Origin of the sequence: Herbaspirillum autotrophicum (assembly GCF_001189915.1) — a bacterium.
In the GTDB taxonomy this organism is placed as follows: Bacteria; Pseudomonadota; Gammaproteobacteria; order Burkholderiales; family Burkholderiaceae_D; genus Herbaspirillum; species Herbaspirillum autotrophicum.
In genome coordinates this window covers 68,991-87,201 of sequence record NZ_LFLS01000024.1, presented here as the reverse complement: position 1 = coordinate 87,201, position 18,211 = coordinate 68,991, and the positions used below count along the sequence as shown (strand labels likewise).

Below are 18,211 nucleotides of genomic sequence, written 5' to 3'. Positions count from 1 at the left end.
GGGTTGCTGGCGATAGACGCCATTGGACCAGTTGTCGCCATTGTCGTCAGTGAATTGACCCTGACTGTTATAGGTGCGCAAGGCTGCAATATCGGCACCTCGACTGAGCAACAATCCATCCCGGTCCTGCAGCACCAGGTTACCCGTAGCAATGTTGACGTAAGCCTGTTCTCCACCCCGGCCCAATCCGGCATCTCCGAAGACACCTCGCAAACCCAAGGTGCTCAATGAGCTCAGATTCAATCCCAGACTATTGCCGCTTACGATCGCTGCCATCGCTTTCCCCACTCTTGTATGTATGTGCAGTGGTCCATCTCTCCATGGACTTCACCAGTTATTCAATACATCCAAGGATTTAGCGTTTGGTTTAGCAGTTTTAATAAATATTTTTATTTAAAACAGAAAGTATTGTCATTTTGAGCTGCAATTCCGTATCAAATCTCCTCAGTCAGCCTCCGCCAACCGAAATATCGCTTTTAAATGTGTTCCATCTCTTCCTGATGGCCCATTGAAATGCGCGTATCTCTTCCCTTGCAGAACATTGAACTATTGAGCCAACGTACGGGGGTGTCAGCACTTCAACAAAAATGCAATATCATTAGGTATGCGGCTTAGCTTTAAATTAAGAAAAATTCAATAGTCAGCGTACCAATCAGAATAAAAAACGGGAAAATATGAAAAAGCACTTGGGTCTCGCAATAATTTGTACCGCGTTATACGGCTGCTCCGCCGAAGTTCCTAAATGCAGTGATCTGGCCACACTAAGCTTGGTCAAACAAATACTGGTCGACTTCTACAGTCCTTCCAATGACATCGAACGCGCCGAACTGGTCGCCACATTGAAGCCTGTGGATATCACCTTGCCGCTGGCCGAAGCGCATGACGAGAAAGTCAAACGGTATTCTTGCAGCGCCAATATCGTTGCCCCCGGTGCTAACAACATGACTTACACACTCCCAATCAAGTATGCATCCCAACTGGATGACAAAGACCAGCACGTAGTTCAATTGCATGGAATCGCGCGTGCTGACCTCATCAATATCCTGCTCTACGCGAAGCAATACGTGGCAGCAAAAACGCCCGCAGCAGAGCACGCCGTACCAGTAGCCATGGCTGCACAAGTAGCGCCGGATGACATCGAAATTGCGCTACCCCCAAAAGAAGACTCGAAAGAGAAAACCGGGCTCTGCACAGGCTTGGACATGGCGGTAACATCCGACCAGTTGACATGCACCGGATTACGTTACGAGGCTGCTGACAAAGAACTCAATTCAACCTACAAGCAATTGATGGCGTCACTCAATACCGAACGCAAAGCGGAATTGAAGTCAGAGCAAATAGTCTGGATTAAAAAGAAAGAAAAAGAATGTTCAGAGGCTGGTAAAGAGGTCAGCGGAGGATCTCTGGAAGGGGTACTGATTTCAGACTGCCACGCGTCCATGACGGAAGACCGTCTCAAGTATTTGCAGAGCTACAAATAATCGAGTGTTTACATCAAACGATGTATCTGTTCATATTTTTTGCGATCGTTTGCATTACCGAATTTTGGTTGGCAGCAATCGGCCAGGAACGGTCATTAATTTTTTTACAGGTGCTCAATGGCTATTTGGCAGTTTGCAGTCGGGTTAATACCACGGGCATGGGCGGAGTTAGAAGGGAATAGTCCTGAAATGCTCTATGACGACGAAGGTTACAGTGACATGTCGACGGCATGGGGGCCAAATCAGCCCAATGCAAATCTAGCCGCCTTGATTTCGCAAGTATTGCCTCCGACGGAGTCGTGGAGTGACGCAATAAAAATCTGGGGTGACCAAGCCAAGAGCGATATTCAGGTTGGCTATGAAGGTAATAATGTCGAGTCGGTCATGGCTCGCATCGACACGCGACACGATACGTTGTGGATGTGCTCAAAAATTGTTGAACTCGCGCGTGCGCTGGACTGTTGTTTTTTCCTACTGGCAGCTCGCTCGATAATCATGGCAGATGTAATGGCCTTAAGCAGCGCTGTTCAACACTCAGAGGCAGCGCGTTTCTCTGCGGCACCGCGTGTATATATTGAGCAGCTTGGCGCTGCTTCATCCCGCGAGAGCTAGTCCGCAATCGGCCAAGAGCGGCCATCGAATCGATGGCCAGTTGAAGCAAAAAAATTCTTAGACGTCGGTCTGCTCTGCAAGCTCAAGTGCGTCCTCCACCTCTATTCCTAAATATCGAACGGTGCTTTCCAGTTTAGTATGTCCTAGTAGCAGCTGAACTGCCCGTAAATTCTTGGTTCGCCTGTAAATGAGAGTTGGCTTCGTACGACGCAGGCTATGCGTTCCATAGGCAGTCGGATCGAGATCGATACCCGCAATCCATTTCTTAACAATACGAGCGTACTGCCGGGTCGATATATGCGGAGAGTTATGTCGCCGACTAGGGAACAGAAAATCATCACTTTTTAGCGCCGCTACGACCATCCAGTTTGCAATGCTTTCTCGCGTCGCTGCAGTTAACTCAAACTGTACGGGCCGCTTCGTTTTTTGTTGCATGACCGCAGCCCGGTTCGCGACGTGCTCGCCATGGCACACATCTTGAATGCGTATTTTGACTAAATCACACGCGCGCAGCTTGCTATCGATTGCCGAATTGAATAAAGCCAGTTCCCGACTCTTTCGAAAGAGCTGAAGCCTGATCCGTATCGACCAAATCTCACTCTGTTTCAATGGGGATTTTTGACCGACCAACTTTCCCTTATTCCACGGAACCACCGGCATGCATAGCGTTTTCATTTCAATCTCCTTCACGAATGAAGGATTAGTTTGTGCCGGCAATTGAAATTAGTCCGATGGTCACTATTGTCAATTACACCTCGATACGGATACATATAAAACCTATGGCAGCTCCTACTTTGTCACCACCAGATGTTATGTGTGAGGTCAATGTTCAAAATTACTCCTACATATATTTCTTGTAATACTTCATCTGCGTACGCAATAGCACTCCCGTCACCAGCGCCACTGGCGTAAAAACTATGGCCGGCTCCATCGGATACGGCAGCACCAAATACACAAACCCGGCCAGCGGCGGCAACAATCGAAATGCATAGTACTTTGCGCGATGATAGATGGCTGCCGATTCTCGCCCCAAACCGCAGCGTCGGATATGACGTTCACTGAGGCCATCGATTGCAGCCAATACACAGGCCAGCCCGAACAGCGGCAATGCCTGTAGCAATCCGGCCATGCGGATGCCGAACAGTTTCACACTGAGCATGGCGATCATCAATGACTCATTGAACGGGATGATCAGCGTTCTGCGGATGAGATCCGACATCAGTGTCCATGCTGGCCTGCCGCGTGCATATTCTATTGCTGCGTCATGAATGCCATTCCATTTGAAACAGAGCCAGTACAGTCCTGCTGCCAGTGTCCGGGCAAATTCCTGATGCGTGGTGCGATCCAGCGCATATCCGATCAGTCCCTGCATGTGTTCGATACCGGTGCCGGGCGCCAGCGCATATTTGCCGTGGATGATCGCCAATGCTATCGCTATGACACAAAACATCACCAACGTCATCACCAGCCGCAACAACGCGCGCAGCCACCACAGGCCGGTGCCGGCAATACTGTTTTCGTAATCTGTCTTATGGCCCGAAGTCACTGCCACTGCCCTCCGTCAATTGATCCGCGCGCATGTTGCCATCCGAGGTCTGTTCGATCTGTGTGACATAGTGTTGGTAACGGCGCTGCATGTCGGCACACATCGCCTGCAAATTCTCTGGCATGACCTCGTCGTGCTCGTCACTGGCCAGCGGCATGCGGATTTTCAGCAAGCGACCGCCCTCGATCAAGGCAAATGCCTGGCCTTTGGGTAATTGCATGAGGTCCGATGGTTGCAGCATCGGTACCTCGCGTAGCGTGATACGGTCGTTTGAATTGCTGCTGAATTCCCGGAACTGGTCCGGTTCGCCGCCGTCAATCGCCCCGGACTCTGGTGTTACCGATGCGATTTCGATGCGCGGCAATTGGTCTGTCAGGATTTCAGCGGTTTCGACATTCTTGACCCGCAGCATCACGAGATTGTTCAGGTTGCCGGCGATCTGCGCGGCCTTGGCGGCGGAGCCGGTCCGTGCTTCGACGTCAGACCAGGTCTGGGTGTACACCGTCACCTGATAATCGGCACCGCCGCTCTTGTTGAGCAGGGGCACAAATTCATCGCCGATCAATTCATTGAATTCATCCGCGTGAATCGATATTTTGCGCTTGGGTGCCGAGCCCGACTGGCCATAGGCGGCGCCGTGCTTATAGCGGCGTCCGGCAGTCGACGTCAGGTCGCCGAACATGGCGTTGCCAACCGCACCTGCCACCTCAAAATCCGACAATGAATCAAGACCGACATAAACAATGCCGCCCTGATCGATGATGCGGTTCCAGTCGAAGATCGGGCGCGCATCACAGGGATCGTCATAGTCCGGCGACAGCAATTCGGAAACCTTGCCGGTGGTCAGTTTTTCCAGTAAGGGGTACAAAGAGGACACCAGTTTTTCGAAGTAACTGCGGTCATTGGCCAGCACCGAGCCCAGACCGTCCGCAATAGGATCGTGCCAGCCCTGTTCCCGGATCAGTGTCAGCAACTCCAGCGCATAGGCGCTGCGTCCGGACTTTCTGGCTTGCGATGCGATTTGCTTTTTCTGTTCGTCGTCGATCATTGCCGGCAGTTGTGCTTCCCACCCGGGATGAGCGCGTTCCAGCCAGAACCGGAAGTACTTGATACACAGTTCATCGATGTCGACTGCATTGGCGTAGATCGCTTCATAGGATGGTTTCAGGCCGAGCGCAGCCATGGCTCTGGCCATTACATTGACAAAGCGCCACACGAATTCCTTGAACGCTGCCGATTGCCCTTCGCCCGGCAACTGATTGGCGGTGCGGGTCGCCACTTCGGTGATTTTGGAAAAGCTGGCGACCGGGTTATAGCGCGCCGAGATCTCCGGATACCCCAGATGGAACAGATAGAATTGGTCGCCGCGCCCGGCGCGTCTGGCTTCGGCATACATGCGTCGCAACAGGGCGACATCGCCCTTGGGATCGAACACGATCACTACATCGCCGCGACGGATGTCTTGCGTAATCACCAGCTCGGCGAAACGGGTCTTGCCGACCCGGGTGGTGCCCAACACCAGCATATGACCGACACGCTCACTGATATCCATCCACACCGGGCGTTCCTGCAACTCAACACCATGGATGGCGGGATCCCCTCCAAGTGGCGGCAACGGCGCCACCGGATTGAAACGGGACGGACAACTCAGCCATCGGCTCAGCAGCGCATCGGGATGGCTGCGTTCGTAAGCACGCGCCCTTTCGTAGAGGCCATTGCGGGCGCGCAAATGCCGATGCTCGGGATGTCGCGCCAGATACAAACGTTGGGTATGGCGCTGATCCCAGGCGAAACCCATGCCGAGGAACAGCTCACGCGGCGACCACGGAATGTGCTCCGAGCGCAGCACATACAGCGGCAAACGCTTCAAATTGCGTTGAAACCTGACGATGTTGATTCCCTGCTGCGCCCGCCAGGCTGCATGTGATATCAACCCAGTCGTCGCCAGCGCTGCACTGGTCGGCGTCACCATGAACAAGTCAGCATGCAGCCACAAGGCGGCGCAACTCGCCAACGATGCAGCGGCCGGAATCAATTCGACCGGCCGACGAAACAAATTCTCGACCGGATAACTCATGCGCGCTGTTTGAGCCGCGCCGCCTTCGACACAAAATGCGGATTCGGCGCCGGCAAGGGATTGATAAAGCGTTCCGGGTGCGGAATCAGATAACAATTCACCGGCCGATCGGATTTGCTGTTGGTGGTGGCGTAAGCAAACAGATAAGAGCCCTTGGCTTCGGGATTGCGCAGTGGCAAACCCGAGCGCTGGAATTCGCGCTGCAGCCGGGCCCAGGGACGTGGCTGATCTGCTGCGGCCGAGCGTCCATCACCGTCCGCACCGAATCGGTCAACGAATACCTGCACTATCTTGGGCGATACCAGCAGCATCCCCTCTTCCACAAAATGCACCATGGCGCTGCTTTCGTTGAACCGGATCGATCCATCGGCAAGTCCACCCTGAATCCAGGCCATGAAACGCTCCGCCAAGTCAGGTGCGACCGATGGCAACGATTTGCCGACGATTGCCATCGGCGCCTGCAACCGCGATGGCGGCGACATGCTTGTGCCAACAGGCGTCAACGCAGCCTCTGCGGCTTCGTCCGGATCCAGCCACGTCAGATCGGATACGCCTGCGGTACGTGAGGTATCCGGTTCCTGTTGCGCGCCTTCTCGGGTGACTACGGCTTCGGTTGATGCGACGGGTAGTGCATTTTCAGACGCGGCCACCGCCTGATGGACCTCGACCACGCGCAGCGTACCGTCACAGTGACGCGGATAATCGGCGGGGTTGCAGTACAGCTTGGCGAGCGGAAACCGCAGCATGGTCAGTATTTCCCGCCAGGCGCCAATCTCGATAGCGATCCTCCAGATGCAGCCGCCATCCGGATGGGCAATCACGGCACCGTAGTCTTGCCAGATATCGAACAGACGGGCATTGTCTTGCGGCAGCGCGGCCGCTCCGGCGTGGCGCACTTCGCTCTGGTCCATCCAGGCACGTACGCGGTCCGCCAGTGTGCCTGCCACAAACCACGCTTCCCCGGCGACGATAAAGCCGGCAGCGCCGGGCCGGTTCAAGGGCAACTGCCCGCCTTCGGCCAGCATGCGCCGCAGCGCCTGCATCAGGCGTTCGATCAGTGGGATGGTTCGAGCCGAGGCAAAGCGGGTGCGCGGACCGTGCAACAGATTTCTGCGCACCGATTCTCTGTCTGCGCGCAACACTAGCGCTGCCAGCACATGGTCTTTTCCGTCACCTGACAGACAGCTCAGCAACAGCTGCAGCAACTCGGCGTCTTCGGCCAGCCATCGCAGTGTTGCGGCCGGCACCATGTTGTTGAACAACAGCAGTGGCAACTTGGGATGCAAGCCGTATTCCCGGTGCTCGGGGAATTCCACCGTATACGAAACGCCGCCTGCCTCGGGCATGGTACCGGCCAGACCGTTCCAGCGCCGGCCCGCAATACCTTCTTTGGTGAACAACGTCACGCAGACATCAGCGACCGGCTTGCCGACGTCATGCAACAACGCCGCCAGCAATACGCCATAGGTCCAGCGCGGTCCCAGATACGCCTGTTGTTCAGGGGTGGCGCCCGGCGGCAAGCGCAAGGCATCGCGGAAATGCAGTGCATTGCGCCCCGCTTCCAGCAAATGGATCAGCAGCCCGCCGGGCTGGGCATGATGATGGGATTCCGATGCCGGCAGGAGTTGGACGAATTCCGCCAGGCGCTGCAGCAGCGGCAACACATCGCGGTCGAAATTGGCATCGGCAAAGCCGCACTTTTGCTGTATTTCCCCCACCAGGCTGAGCGTGCCGGTCTGTTTCAGCAAGGCAGCATAGTCCGATACGGCAAACTGACCTGCCGGTAAAGAAGCAGCAGAGGCCGGTGCGGGAGCGTCTTTTATAGACGACATAGGGCGCGGTGCCAGACGATGGTGCAGCATGACGATGGCTGTACCTGCCGCAGCCACGATGCTGGCGATCCAGATCCAGGCCTCGAATGGCATGACGATCATGCGAGCGTACCTGGCACAGTGATGGGGTGGTGCGACAGCGGTGTCGCAGGGGATGCTTTCATGCGCCATAGGGACAACGGGCTTATCGGTTCGAGTCACACCCGGTCAGGCTCTGCGCGCAAAGCCTTTCCGGCATGAGATGCACTGTAGAGACGTAGCGCTGCCGGCGCTGCAATCAAGCTGCCCGTCATCGCTATCTCTGTACCGCTTTATCTGGAATCTCATCGGTCACCGGACTGCTGGTCCCATCAGGCTTGCCGGGCGTTTGTGCATTTCCTTTAATCCGTTTGGCCTTTAGCCCGCCACGCGATGTTCAGCGTGGCGGGCGGCCTTTGGATCGTCCCCTTACCCTTGCCGGCCTTGCCGTGGTTCCTTTGTTGGTGCGGTGACATGACGCCAGACAAGGTGCCCGTTTTCCGTTCACAACCGTGCACCTTGTATGTGGTGTCGACCTTGCCGCATCGATACATTGCTACCTGACTGCTGCGACTTTCCCCTCCCATATCCTTGTGTCGTGGCAGTTCTTCCGGCCTCCGCGGCGGCATTCTGTGCAAAGCAGAGTTACTGTCGCCGCGGAGTTTTTTTTACAGACAAATGAACGGTGCCCATGCGCTTTCGCTATCCACCCGGCAGTTCCCGTTACCGATCAACAGCGCTGCGCCGCCAGTCGCCAGCGTTCATGACGAGGCCGCACTGATGGATCGCGCCGCTCTCCACTATGCCGGCGGACTGTTGCTGGATCATCTGGCGCCGTTGCGCGTCCATCTGGAAGATCCGACGGTGCAGGAAATCGAGATCAATACCGGCGCAGAAATCTGGGTGGAGCGGCAAGGCACGACCTTGCACGATCCCACCATCTGCCTGGAAGAAGTCGCCATCTGCGGTGCCATCGATACGCTGGCGAACATCAACGGCAAACCCGCCACCCGCATTCTCGACTGCCGCCTGCCCGGCCTGCGCGTGGCGGCAGCCCGCCATCCCGTTGCCATTCGTGGTTCATCCATGTGTATCCGCAAGCACGCCTGTACCGCCATCCGCCTGGAAGACTATTTGCAGCGCGGTCTGTTTGATGTACTGGCGGCCGACACCGTAGCCGGCGGTCACGCACTACCGGAACCGCCCTCTGACGCCGAACTCAAGGCTGGCGGCCAGGCGCTGCTGCGCTTTCTGGTATGGCTGGTGGTCAGTAAAAAGAATGTCATCGTCACCGGTTCCACCTCCAGCGGCAAGACCACCCTGCTCAACGCCATGCTGGCAGAAATTCCGATCGACCAGCGGCTGATCACAATTGAAGACACTGCCGAGTTGATGGTGAGCGTGCCCAATCATGTCGGCTTTGAAGCAGACAACCGCGACGTGTTCATCCGCGATCTGGTCCGGCTGGCGCTGCGTTATGCGCCCAAGCGCATCGTCGTCGGCGAGATCCGTGGTGCCGAATCCTACGATCTGATGGCCGCGCTCAATACCGGCCATCAGGGTGGCTTTGTGACGTTTCATGCCAACGCGGCGCACGAAGCCCTGCCACGTCTGGAAGGCATGCTGCGCCAATCGGAAGAAGGCAAGAGCTGGCCGCTGGACGATATTCGTGTGCAAATTGCCAATACCTTCGATTTCATCATCCATGCCGCGCATGAACATGGCGTGCGTGCACCGATGGAAGTGCGTGCCTTGCTCGGTGCGCGTGGCGGCGTTTATCAGACCCGGCTGCTGTTTTCCAAGGTAATGCGGGAGGATCAGTTTTATGTCTGAGCTATCTACTGTGTGGGGAACGTCTCGCGCCTTCATCTACCGTTGTTTGACTGGCTGTCTGTGCGCGCTGCTGCTGGCACCGTGTGCGCACGCCAATATCATCACCAAGCCGATGTGCAAAGCCTACAACAATGTGATCGACAACGAGTTCATCGGGGTCTCCGCCATGGGTGCCCTGACGCTGATTCTTTTGAAATGGAAATTCATGGACAAGAGTGAGGAAGCGATGTCAGGCATGACCAAGACCGGCATCGCCACCTCGGCCCTGCTGTCGCTGCCGACCGTGATTGGCTGGTTCGGCGCCCAGCCCTGCTGAAACGAGACGTGATGAGCCTGCTGAACAACGATGAGCCACTGCGCAAGACGCCGGTATACGGGGCCTTGATGCGTCCGCGCCTGACGTGGGGCGTGGACACCGATATTGTCGAGTCGCTGGGTATCGTGACAATCTTCTTTGTGTTTTCTCCGATTCGCTTTTATTACTTTCCGGTGATCAGCTTCACCATCTGGCTGCTGGTCTATCTGTATGCGGCTGACGATCCGGATGCACTGCGCATTTTGCGTCACTACAGCAAACAAGGCGACCGCTATGAACCATGGCCACATGCCGGCCAACGTTGTGGCTTGCGGCCGGCCGGTTTCGGTACGGGTGAATTATGCTGAACGACCGCGCGGCTCGCTTCGACCGCAAGAGTGCGGCGTACGCTGCAGGACGACGTTCCTGCAGTGAGCTGGCACCGTGGCTGTTTGCCCTGTCTGATCAGGTGATCGTGCTCAAGGACTCGGCCTTGCTGGCATGCTTTCAGTTTGAAGGCATCGATCCAGATGGCGCGACCAATAGCCAGCTCAATGCCCTCGCTGCGGTGGCGGAAGCGGCGCATCTGATTTTTGCCAATCATCCGATTACCTTGTGGTGGAAAGTCGACCGCCGCAAGACGACGCTCTATCCCGGTGGCCGCTTCCCGGATCCCTGCAGTCAGGCCATCGATGATGCGCGCCGGCTCAGCTTTGAACGCGGCAACAACCGCATCAATACCCACACGCTGTGCGTGGCAATGCTGCCGGATGTCGGCCGCCGCCGTTTCATGGCGCGCGTGCAACGTGCGATGCAGATGGCGCAAGACAGTTCTGTGATGCGTGCCGTATGGGAAACCATCAAAACGTATTGCGCGGATCAACAGGCATTTGCCTATAGCCGCGATGAGCTGGATGCCGCCGGCGGACGTTTTGAGGAGTTGCTGAGCTCGTTTACCGGTGCGTTCGGCACTCAGATCCGTTTCCAGCGCTTTTCTGCTGCGGCGCTGGGTGGTTATCTGAGCCGCTGTTTCGGACAACTGCATGAACAGCAGGACGTCACGCTGGACGATGGCTGGTTTCTGGATGCCCTGCTGCCTGGCGTTGCCGTCGAACCAGAAAAGGATTATCTGGTGTTCTCGGGTGGACGCGCGTTGTACGCCAAGCTGCTTTCGGTCAAAGGTTTTCCGCAGCCGGCCCGGCAGGACAAGCTGGGCCATACCCAACCCGGCCAGCTCGATCCGTTGCTGACGCTGGCCGGTGATATCAGTCTGAGTCAGGTATTTCGCTATGCTGGCAGAAAGAAGGCGCTGCATTTCATGCGTGCCGTGCGACGTTACAACGACATTGCCAGGCTGGGCTGGCGCGGCATCCTCAGCGGTGCCCTCAAGGGTTCCACCGACGGCGTACGGGTCGACAGCGCGCGCGAGGCTGAAAGCGCTCAAACCGAAGAAGCCATCGCCAAGGCCGGTATCGGTCAGACCGTAGCGGGTTGGTATAACTGCACCGTGGTCTGCTATGGCGATACGCTGCAACAAGCCGGGGATCTGGCCGAACAGGCGGAGGCCTGCCTGCGCAGCGCCCGCTTCATGCCGGTCCATGAGACCGAGGGCGCACTGTCGGCATGGGCCGGCACCATTCCCGGGCAATGGGGTGAAATTGTTCGCATGCAGTTTCTGGATCACGCCAATCTCGCCAACCTGGCCCCGTTGCGGACCATCAGCCGCGGCCAGATCCGCAACGACTATCTGAGCGACCAGCTCGGTGTCAGTTGCCCAGCGTTGGCCGCGATGGCAACGGACTATGGCACGCCCTTCTATTACGTGCATTACGTCATGCACATCGGCCACAAGCTCTTTATCGGCCCTTCGCGCACCGGTAAAACCACCAAGGCCAATTTTCTGTGGACCAGTTTCCGCAAGTATCCCGATGCCCGGGTCTTGGTGTTTGACGTCGACTATTCCGCCCGTATTCCGATTCTGCTGCAAGGTGGGAAGTATGTGGACATGAGCAGCGACAGCCTGGAACGACCGCGCATGAATCCGCTGGTCTTGCTGAAGGAAGAGCACCATCTGGCTTATCTGGTGCGCTTTGTACGGCTGCTGTGCCAGATGCGCGGCTACCGGGTCAAGGCGCATCAGGAGATGCAGATCGAGCAGGCATTGCGTGCGACACGTGCATTGTCCGACCCGGCCCGGCACCGGCTGCTGTCGGTGTATACCCAGATCACCGACGAGGAGCTCAGACAGGAACTGGCGTTGTGGGTGGGAGATCGGCCGTATGGGCGCTACTTTGACAATGCCGGTGATGATTTTGATCTGGGCAGTCTGGTGGGAATTGAGGTGCGCACCTTGTTGCGCGACGAAATGACGGCAGTGCCGTTCATGGATCTGGCCTTCTACCGTATTCAGTCGCGCATGGCAGATGAACGGCTGCAAGGCAGGATCGTCCCGACCGTGATTTACATCCCTGAAGTCTGGTTTTTCCTTAAGAATCCTCAGTTCGCACAGCAGATGGAGAATTACCTCAAGACCATCGCCCGTTATGCTTCTTCCCTGTGGATGGATACCCAGTCGCCTGATGAGCTGGTGCAGTCAGGCATCTTCGGCGCCTTGCGCGACAACGTCAAGACGGTGATCTTCACGCCGAATCGCAAGGCCAGATCGGCGTCGCTCAGGCACATCTACCTGTCCGAGTTTGCGCTGACCGATGCGCAGCTGGAGCGAATCGCCGGCGCCCAGGCCCAGCGCGATTACTTCATCCGCCAGGATGATCTGTCGCGCATGATTCAACCGCAGTTCGACCGTCATACCCTCGCCATACTGGCTTCTGATCGCAAGGCGCAAATCGTCTTTGACCGTTTTTATCAGCATGGGGCGCCGGCTGACACCGACTGGAAACAGGCCTATCTGCATGCCATGTGCAACCCGCAGCCAGCGGGAGGTCAGCCATGAAGAATTTGCCGCTGCTGCTGGCGCTCAGTTGGTCCGGCGCCCATGCAGGGACCGTGGCCGGATTCGGTGGTTCGACCGAGATCACGCAGTTGATGAACAACGTGCAGTTGATCGCGTCTGCCGCCAAACAGGCGGCCATGGTGAGCGAACAGATCAAGTCCAACATCACTACCCTGCAGCAATACGCCACGATGGCGACCAATCTGAAGAATTTGCCACAGGATTTGCTGGGGGCGGCAATCGGCCCTTATCAGTCGCAGCTGCAAGAGCTGAAGGCGGCTTATACGGCGGTCGATGGTCTGTATCAGTCGGCCAATGATGCCAGCCGGATGTTCTCGCGACGGCTCAATGAAATGCAGGCGCTGGCGTTATCGCCGAAGGACTATCTGGCAATGGAGTCGGCGCTGGCGGCACGCAAGGGTGGTGCCTATGAACGCCAGATGCGGTCGGATCTGGCGGCAATCGACGGCTTGCAGCAACGTGCCGGGCAGTTGCGCCGGCTGTCTGAGCAGAACCGGCATCTGAGCGGCAATCTGCAAGGACTGCAGCTGTTGAATCAACAGGCGAATATGTTGACCGGTGAAATGATGGAGCTGAAGGCGGCGATCCTGCAGCAAGGAATCATTGCCAATCGCGAGCGCGCCGACCGTGCCTACGATCGCGCCATTACCAGCGAACAGGCGCGTCGCAATGCCGTTCTGCTCGGACAAAAGGACGCGCGCAACAAGGAACTCGGCCGCGACTTCCATCTTGATGAAAGCTGGGGGCCGTGATGCTGCTCAGGCAACTCATGCTCTGGCTGTGCCGGTCGCCGCAGGAATTGCGGCGCATCTTGCGTGTGACCCGGCAGTATCAATGTCTGGCTGCCGAGCAACGCAGCTGCCACGTACTCAGCGACAAGCGGATTCTGCGTTCGGTGCGGCTGTCCCTGCTGTGGGCCGTCATCAGTCTGCAACTGGACCGGCCCTTGAGCGTGGCGTTCGGCATCATCGGCGTGGGTGGTCTGCTCTGCCAGAACCTGCTGTATCCCGTGCTGCAATTCGTGACCGGAGGACGGACATGAATTCGCATTCGCTCGACAGCATGATCGACAACATGCTGGCGGCATTGTTGTCGCGCGCGGGATCACTGGTGGAAGAAGGTAATGAACTGACCTGGAAGCTGTTCGGCATCGTGATTGCCTGGCAATTGTTGCAAATCATCCTGTCTGACTCTTTCGCGGAAGGTTTGGCAGCGATCATGAATGCCGCCGTCAAGACCGCCTTCGTTCTGTTTTTACTTGGATCATGGAATGGCGGCTTTGTGAGCGGTTTCTTCACCAACACCATGAACCAGATCGCCAAAACCGTCGCTGGCAACGATGCTTCGGCCGCGGCCGGTGCCCGCAACATCGTCAAGATCATGCATACCCTGAACAATCAGGGCGATACCGCCATTGATTGCAGCAAGAACGAGGACAGCACCAAATGCCCGACGGGTGGCAACTGGTGGGAGCGCTTCTGGAATGCGATACCGTCGCCCGTCATGGAATTGGTTGCCATGCTGCTCAAGTTCGTGACGCTGGTGCTGCTCGGCATCATGCTCGCGGTCTACGTGTTGATCATAAATATCGGGGCAATTCTGACCGGTATCGGCCTGACCTTTGGTCCGATTCTGGTGCCGTGGCTGTTGTTGGAAGCCGGCGCCTTCCTGTTCGACGGCTGGCTCAAATTCATGATTGCCGCGGGTCTGATGAAAGCCGTAGGCGCCCTGATGATGGTCATGACCAATGCTGCCCTGCTGTCTGCATCGGCGCTGGCCAGTGAAGCCATCGCCTCCTCATCCAACGCCGGCGTCACCGACTGGATGGCGATGATTTTTATCTCCGTCATGACAGCTATTGGGGCTTTCATGATGTGGCAGGTTCCCCAGATTGCTGAGGGACTTGTTGGTGGTGCAGCACGCACAAGTCCGCGAGGTTTTGGCCGAGGAATTATCAATCGCTCACTAAACAAAATTGTTCGCTAGGGAGGACGTCAAATGTCCACGAGTCATCATTACTCACGTCTCAGCTTATCGCTTTCATCGTCATCGATATCATCAATGATGCGACGAGCTTCGTCGTCCGCATCAGTATGCCGTCCCTTCAACCAAAAGAAGATTACGACAACCGCAATCACAGTCAGCAATGACCACATTACACTCTCCTCTCAATGATGCTCCACCTGAAATTCAACGATGGCATGGGTGGCATCCGTCCTGTCGGAACCGCTCCGATTTTCCTGCTAACCACGTGCGTTCGAACCCGCGAGCGCAGCAAAAGGCATCAATACAAGTCATTCTCCCATTGCTCTCGCGGCTTCCTGTCGTGCTCAGCATTTCGCTTGCGACGTTTCTCGCCAGTCTCTTCCCTGAAAATCGCAAAATCAATCAACCACGCAATGCCGGCAATCAGGACCAATGCACCAACTGCAACCAGCGATAACCACATGACAGTCTCCTTGATGACATGACGAAGGTGAATCTCAACGATGATGCCGGTGACAGCGGTGCGAATGGGACCGGCTTGCGCTACTCGCAGGAGCGTGCAGTTGTGAACAGCCGCCCGGAGAATCCTGCGCCGTTCGTTGACCGTGCCGGTGCGGTCAAACAGTACTTCTCGGCATTCATCAAACCCAATCTGGACAAGTCGGTACTGTTGCTGGTGGTCATGGCGCTGACCGTCATTGTCGTAGTACTCGGCGCCGGCATCCTGCGTATGGCGGGGCCGGCCGAGCGCATTCCCTACTTTGTTGATGTCGAACGCGATGCCGTGGGCCAGCCGACCGGACGTGTTGAGCGATCAGTGCGGGTGGCCAGTGCATTTGAGGCTACTGAAGCGAACAAGCGTTATTTCATCAAGCAATGGTTGGTCTGGGTGATGAGCATCAATCCGAAATTTTCTACAAAAATCTGGATTCCGAATGCCGTTACCTGGGCCCGGGGCAAGGCTGTTCCCCAGTTGACCGACTGGGTCGACCTTAAAGAAAAAATCAGCCAGCGGCTGGAATTGCAGCCGGATCTGTCACGCGAAGTCGATTCCGTCAGCATCGGCTTTCCGGATCGCCACACTGCGATTGCCCATGTCACCCTGGTCGAACGCATCGATGGCGTTGAGCGTGGGCGTCTGCGCAAGGTCGTGATTCTGGATCACACCCTGGTGCCGCTACAGCATGAGCAACAGGAATATGACAATCCCATTGGCCTGACCATTACCGGCTTTGCGGTGAACGACGATCTGGAGAAACCATGATGCGACTCACACGAATTCTGCCCTGCGCCATGATCTTTGCCGGCATCCTGCTGGGCAACGCATGCGCGCAACATACCATGGCTGCAGGAAGCACGGCAACCGCAGTTAGAGTTGGCAGTCCGGCAATAATCGCCAGTAGCATCGATGGCAAGGGCATCAGCCCTTATGCCATGCCGCTCGACAACAAGCTGGTCGTGTTTCCGTACGATCCCAATTATGTCTATCCGGTTCTGGGGCGATCGCAACTGTTCACCCGCATTGCCCTCTCTCCCTCAGAAAAGGTGGTCGGCTTCTACTTGTCCGATCAGATCCGCTGGATATCGCATGTGGCCAAGTCACGCGAGAGCGTGTTCGTGATGCCGTTACAGGACGGTTTGACTAATACTGCCACGCTGGTGACGACACTGCGCACCTACGATCTGTCGTTGAAATCGGTACCGGCATCGCACAATTGGTATCAGCGGGTGTCATGGCATATACCGCAGTCTGCTTTCGAAGAAGAAATAGAGCCCGCGGGCGTGTTGTCTGCGGCGTCGGATGGGGCTCCGGATCACCTTCCTGCCGCCAGCAAAGATTCTGTGGATGCGCAGCGGGTATCTGAGGCCCTTACCCTGCTGGATGTCAAACAACTCAATTTCAACTACAGCATAGAAGGTGATGCGCCGTTCAAGCCGTCCATGGTGTTCGATGATGGTCGCACCACGTGGGTGAAACTGCCTGAGGATGCGGATGCCCCGGTGTTCTTTGCCTTGTCCCGGTCTGGAGAGGCTGAGCCAGTGAAGCCCTATCCGCGTGATGGCTATATGGTGGTGCAGCGTCCGTTGCCGCATGGCTTGCTGCTCAAGATCAACAAGGATGAGGTACGTATCAAGAACAGGGAACGCAATTGCGGCTTCTTCAGTCGCGATTGCTGGAAGAAAAACGGCGCCAGCAATATCCGTACATCGGACTAACCGTGATGGCCACTGCACGCACTCGCAAGTTGCCACGCAAGCTACTGTCCTGGGGCATCGCCGCTATCGCGGTCGCGGCGATTGTCATGATCGTCATTCGTTATGCACAAAACCCGCAAGGTGAACGCTTGTTGGCCAAGGAGAAAAAGGAGCAAGCGCGGATCGAACAAGAAAAGCCAGGTGATGCTGCCAAGATGTCTGCCTTGCTGCAAAAGTCGGCAGAACGGGCGCGGCAGGACCAGAAGGCCTCTGGCCTCAGCGATGCAGCTCCGGCTGATGAGGAGATCCTGTATGCCCCCGTCAGTTCAGGGTCACCGCTGCCCGACTGGGCTCAGGTACCTGTCGGCAGACCTGACGAAGATCCCGTGGCGGATTACGAATCAGAAAAAAGAAAACACCATGACGCTGCTGCCATTGCTCAGCAATTTACTGCTGACCGGAAGATCGCGGCATTTGAAATCGATGCGTCGCGCGCGGATGTGCCGGACACGGTGCGTGCTACGACGGGCAATGCCGAGCTCGATGGCTTGCTGACACAATTGGAGCGACAGGCTGCGGTAACAAGCCCTGCGCCGCCGGCAGGCGCCGATACGGTGGCGGACATGCAAAAGCTGCTGGTCCAGCATGCGCTGTCCAGACATCCGGCTGCGAACATTCGCTTGCCGGCCAATGCCAATGAAGAATGGCTGCACACCGCCGGTGAACGGAAGGATGACTCTTACGCGGTCGCTCGGCCGCCGCTGGCGCCTTACACGTTGTATCGGGATGAGTGGATTCCCTGCGTATTGTTGGGCAGCATCAACAGTGATCTGCCGGGTGAGATGGGTTGTCAGGTCAGTCGTGATGTTTACGACACTGTCACGGGCAAGATCCGGTTGATTCCCCGGTACTCGGTATTGTCCGGGCCTTATAGCAGCAGCATTGCCGAAGGTCAGGAACGGCTGCTGATCGCATTCCGTCGGTTGCGCTATCCGAGTGGTGCCACGGTCGATCTTGGTGCGATGACTGGCGCCGACAGCACTGGCCGCTCAGGCTTGAACACAGATGTCGATACGCATTTTTTCAAGATGTTCGGCTCTTCCTTCCTGGTAGCCGGACTGGCTACTGCCCTGTCCCATAAACAGTCTTCCGGCGCTACCAATATCACGATCAATGCTTCGGGTGCGGACGGACTGGCCGGTGCCGGGGGGCAGGTGCTTATCGATACGGTCAGGAAGGTGCTGGAGCGCAATGACGGGATCAAGCCGACGTTGTCTGCGACCGGTGGCGAGCAGATTCTGGTCTACGTCAACAAGGATCTGGTGCTGCCAACCCATATCACCCGAACACGTCCTCACTAG

At 56.7% G+C, this 18,211-nt stretch carries 19 protein-coding genes; 12 read left to right on the top strand and 7 right to left on the bottom strand.

Annotation, left to right across the window (positions count from 1 at the left end; genetic code table 11):
* A partial coding sequence (locus tag AKL27_RS18260; RefSeq protein ID WP_050464285.1) for a hypothetical protein occupies positions 1 to 276 on the bottom strand: 276 nt, incomplete at its 3' end.
* A gap of 398 nt (positions 277 to 674) precedes the next feature.
* On the opposite strand from AKL27_RS18260, the gene AKL27_RS18255 reads away from it, so the two are divergent.
* Complete coding sequence (locus AKL27_RS18255; protein WP_050464284.1) at positions 675 to 1,481, top strand: lysozyme inhibitor LprI family protein; 807 nt, start codon at positions 675 to 677, stop codon at positions 1,479 to 1,481.
* Positions 1,482 to 1,598: 117 nt separating this feature from the next.
* On the top strand, positions 1,599 to 2,093 hold the full coding sequence (locus AKL27_RS18250) for a hypothetical protein (RefSeq protein WP_157056991.1): 495 nt from the start codon (positions 1,599 to 1,601) through the stop codon (positions 2,091 to 2,093).
* Between the two features lie 57 nt (positions 2,094 to 2,150).
* On the opposite strand, the gene AKL27_RS18245 is transcribed toward AKL27_RS18250, so the two are convergent.
* From AKL27_RS18245 to mobH, 4 genes are all read right to left on the bottom strand, one after another.
* Entirely contained in the window at positions 2,151 to 2,768 is a 618-nt protein-coding gene (locus tag AKL27_RS18245; RefSeq protein ID WP_050464282.1) for a tyrosine-type recombinase/integrase, read from the bottom strand.
* A gap of 166 nt (positions 2,769 to 2,934) precedes the next feature.
* Positions 2,935 to 3,639, bottom strand: coding sequence for a DUF4400 domain-containing protein (locus AKL27_RS18240; protein ID WP_050464281.1), 705 nt, complete (start codon positions 3,637 to 3,639; stop codon positions 2,935 to 2,937).
* A complete protein-coding gene (traD, locus tag AKL27_RS18235; RefSeq protein WP_050464280.1) occupies positions 3,623 to 5,716 on the bottom strand; it encodes a type IV conjugative transfer system coupling protein TraD in 2,094 nt (697 codons plus the stop codon). The genes AKL27_RS18240 and traD overlap by 17 nt, the downstream gene beginning before the upstream one ends.
* Positions 5,713 to 7,650: a MobH family relaxase gene (mobH, locus tag AKL27_RS18230; RefSeq protein ID WP_050464279.1), complete on the bottom strand. Its 1,938-nt coding sequence runs from the start codon at positions 7,648 to 7,650 to the stop codon at positions 5,713 to 5,715. Before mobH ends, traD begins: the two co-directional genes overlap by 4 nt.
* 594 nt (positions 7,651 to 8,244) lie before the next feature.
* On the opposite strand from mobH, the gene AKL27_RS18220 reads away from it, so the two are divergent.
* From AKL27_RS18220 to AKL27_RS18190, 7 genes are read left to right on the top strand one after another with little or no spacing between them, the layout of a single operon-like run.
* Complete coding sequence (locus AKL27_RS18220) at positions 8,245 to 9,399, top strand: CpaF family protein (RefSeq protein ID WP_232311023.1); 1,155 nt, start codon at positions 8,245 to 8,247, stop codon at positions 9,397 to 9,399.
* Positions 9,392 to 9,715, top strand: a complete 324-nt coding sequence (locus AKL27_RS18215) for a hypothetical protein (RefSeq protein ID WP_157056990.1) — start codon at positions 9,392 to 9,394, stop codon at positions 9,713 to 9,715. Before AKL27_RS18220 ends, AKL27_RS18215 begins: the two co-directional genes overlap by 8 nt.
* A gap of 11 nt (positions 9,716 to 9,726) precedes the next feature.
* Entirely contained in the window at positions 9,727 to 10,062 is a 336-nt protein-coding gene (locus AKL27_RS18210; RefSeq protein WP_050464276.1) for a VirB3 family type IV secretion system protein, read from the top strand.
* Positions 10,056 to 12,647 (top strand): VirB4 family type IV secretion system protein, encoded by a 2,592-nt coding sequence (locus AKL27_RS18205; protein WP_050464275.1) that lies wholly within the window; start codon positions 10,056 to 10,058, stop codon positions 12,645 to 12,647. The genes AKL27_RS18210 and AKL27_RS18205 overlap by 7 nt, the downstream gene beginning before the upstream one ends.
* Positions 12,644 to 13,420, top strand: a complete 777-nt coding sequence (locus tag AKL27_RS18200; protein ID WP_050464274.1) for a hypothetical protein — start codon at positions 12,644 to 12,646, stop codon at positions 13,418 to 13,420. The genes AKL27_RS18205 and AKL27_RS18200 overlap by 4 nt, the downstream gene beginning before the upstream one ends.
* A gap of 17 nt (positions 13,421 to 13,437) precedes the next feature.
* Positions 13,438 to 13,710 carry a hypothetical protein gene (locus tag AKL27_RS28175; protein WP_198156013.1) on the top strand — a complete coding sequence of 91 codons (273 nt, stop codon included), beginning with the start codon at positions 13,438 to 13,440 and terminating at the stop codon, positions 13,708 to 13,710.
* A 20-nt stretch (positions 13,711 to 13,730) separates the two neighbouring features.
* Positions 13,731 to 14,654: a type IV secretion system protein gene (locus AKL27_RS18190; protein ID WP_198156012.1), complete on the top strand. Its 924-nt coding sequence runs from the start codon at positions 13,731 to 13,733 to the stop codon at positions 14,652 to 14,654.
* Between the two features lie 29 nt (positions 14,655 to 14,683).
* Here the strand turns inward: AKL27_RS18190 and AKL27_RS27825 are convergent, their stop codons facing one another.
* Positions 14,684 to 14,824 carry a hypothetical protein gene (locus tag AKL27_RS27825; RefSeq protein WP_157056989.1) on the bottom strand — a complete coding sequence of 47 codons (141 nt, stop codon included), beginning with the start codon at positions 14,822 to 14,824 and terminating at the stop codon, positions 14,684 to 14,686.
* A gap of 128 nt (positions 14,825 to 14,952) precedes the next feature.
* The gene (locus tag AKL27_RS27820) at positions 14,953 to 15,117 is read right to left on the bottom strand and encodes a hypothetical protein (RefSeq protein WP_157056988.1); all 165 of its coding nucleotides are present in this window, start codon (positions 15,115 to 15,117) and stop codon (positions 14,953 to 14,955) included.
* Between the two features lie 18 nt (positions 15,118 to 15,135).
* On the opposite strand from AKL27_RS27820, the gene AKL27_RS18185 reads away from it, so the two are divergent.
* Genes AKL27_RS18185 through AKL27_RS18175 form a run of 3 tightly spaced genes read left to right on the top strand, consistent with a single transcriptional unit; the run spans position 15,136 to position 18,211 of the window.
* On the top strand, positions 15,136 to 15,918 hold the full coding sequence (locus AKL27_RS18185; protein ID WP_050464271.1) for a VirB8/TrbF family protein: 783 nt from the start codon (positions 15,136 to 15,138) through the stop codon (positions 15,916 to 15,918).
* Positions 15,919 to 15,947: 29 nt separating this feature from the next.
* Positions 15,948 to 16,871 (top strand): TrbG/VirB9 family P-type conjugative transfer protein, encoded by a 924-nt coding sequence (locus tag AKL27_RS18180; protein ID WP_198156011.1) that lies wholly within the window; start codon positions 15,948 to 15,950, stop codon positions 16,869 to 16,871.
* A gap of 5 nt (positions 16,872 to 16,876) precedes the next feature.
* Positions 16,877 to 18,211: a TrbI/VirB10 family protein gene (locus tag AKL27_RS18175; RefSeq protein WP_050464269.1), complete on the top strand. Its 1,335-nt coding sequence runs from the start codon at positions 16,877 to 16,879 to the stop codon at positions 18,209 to 18,211.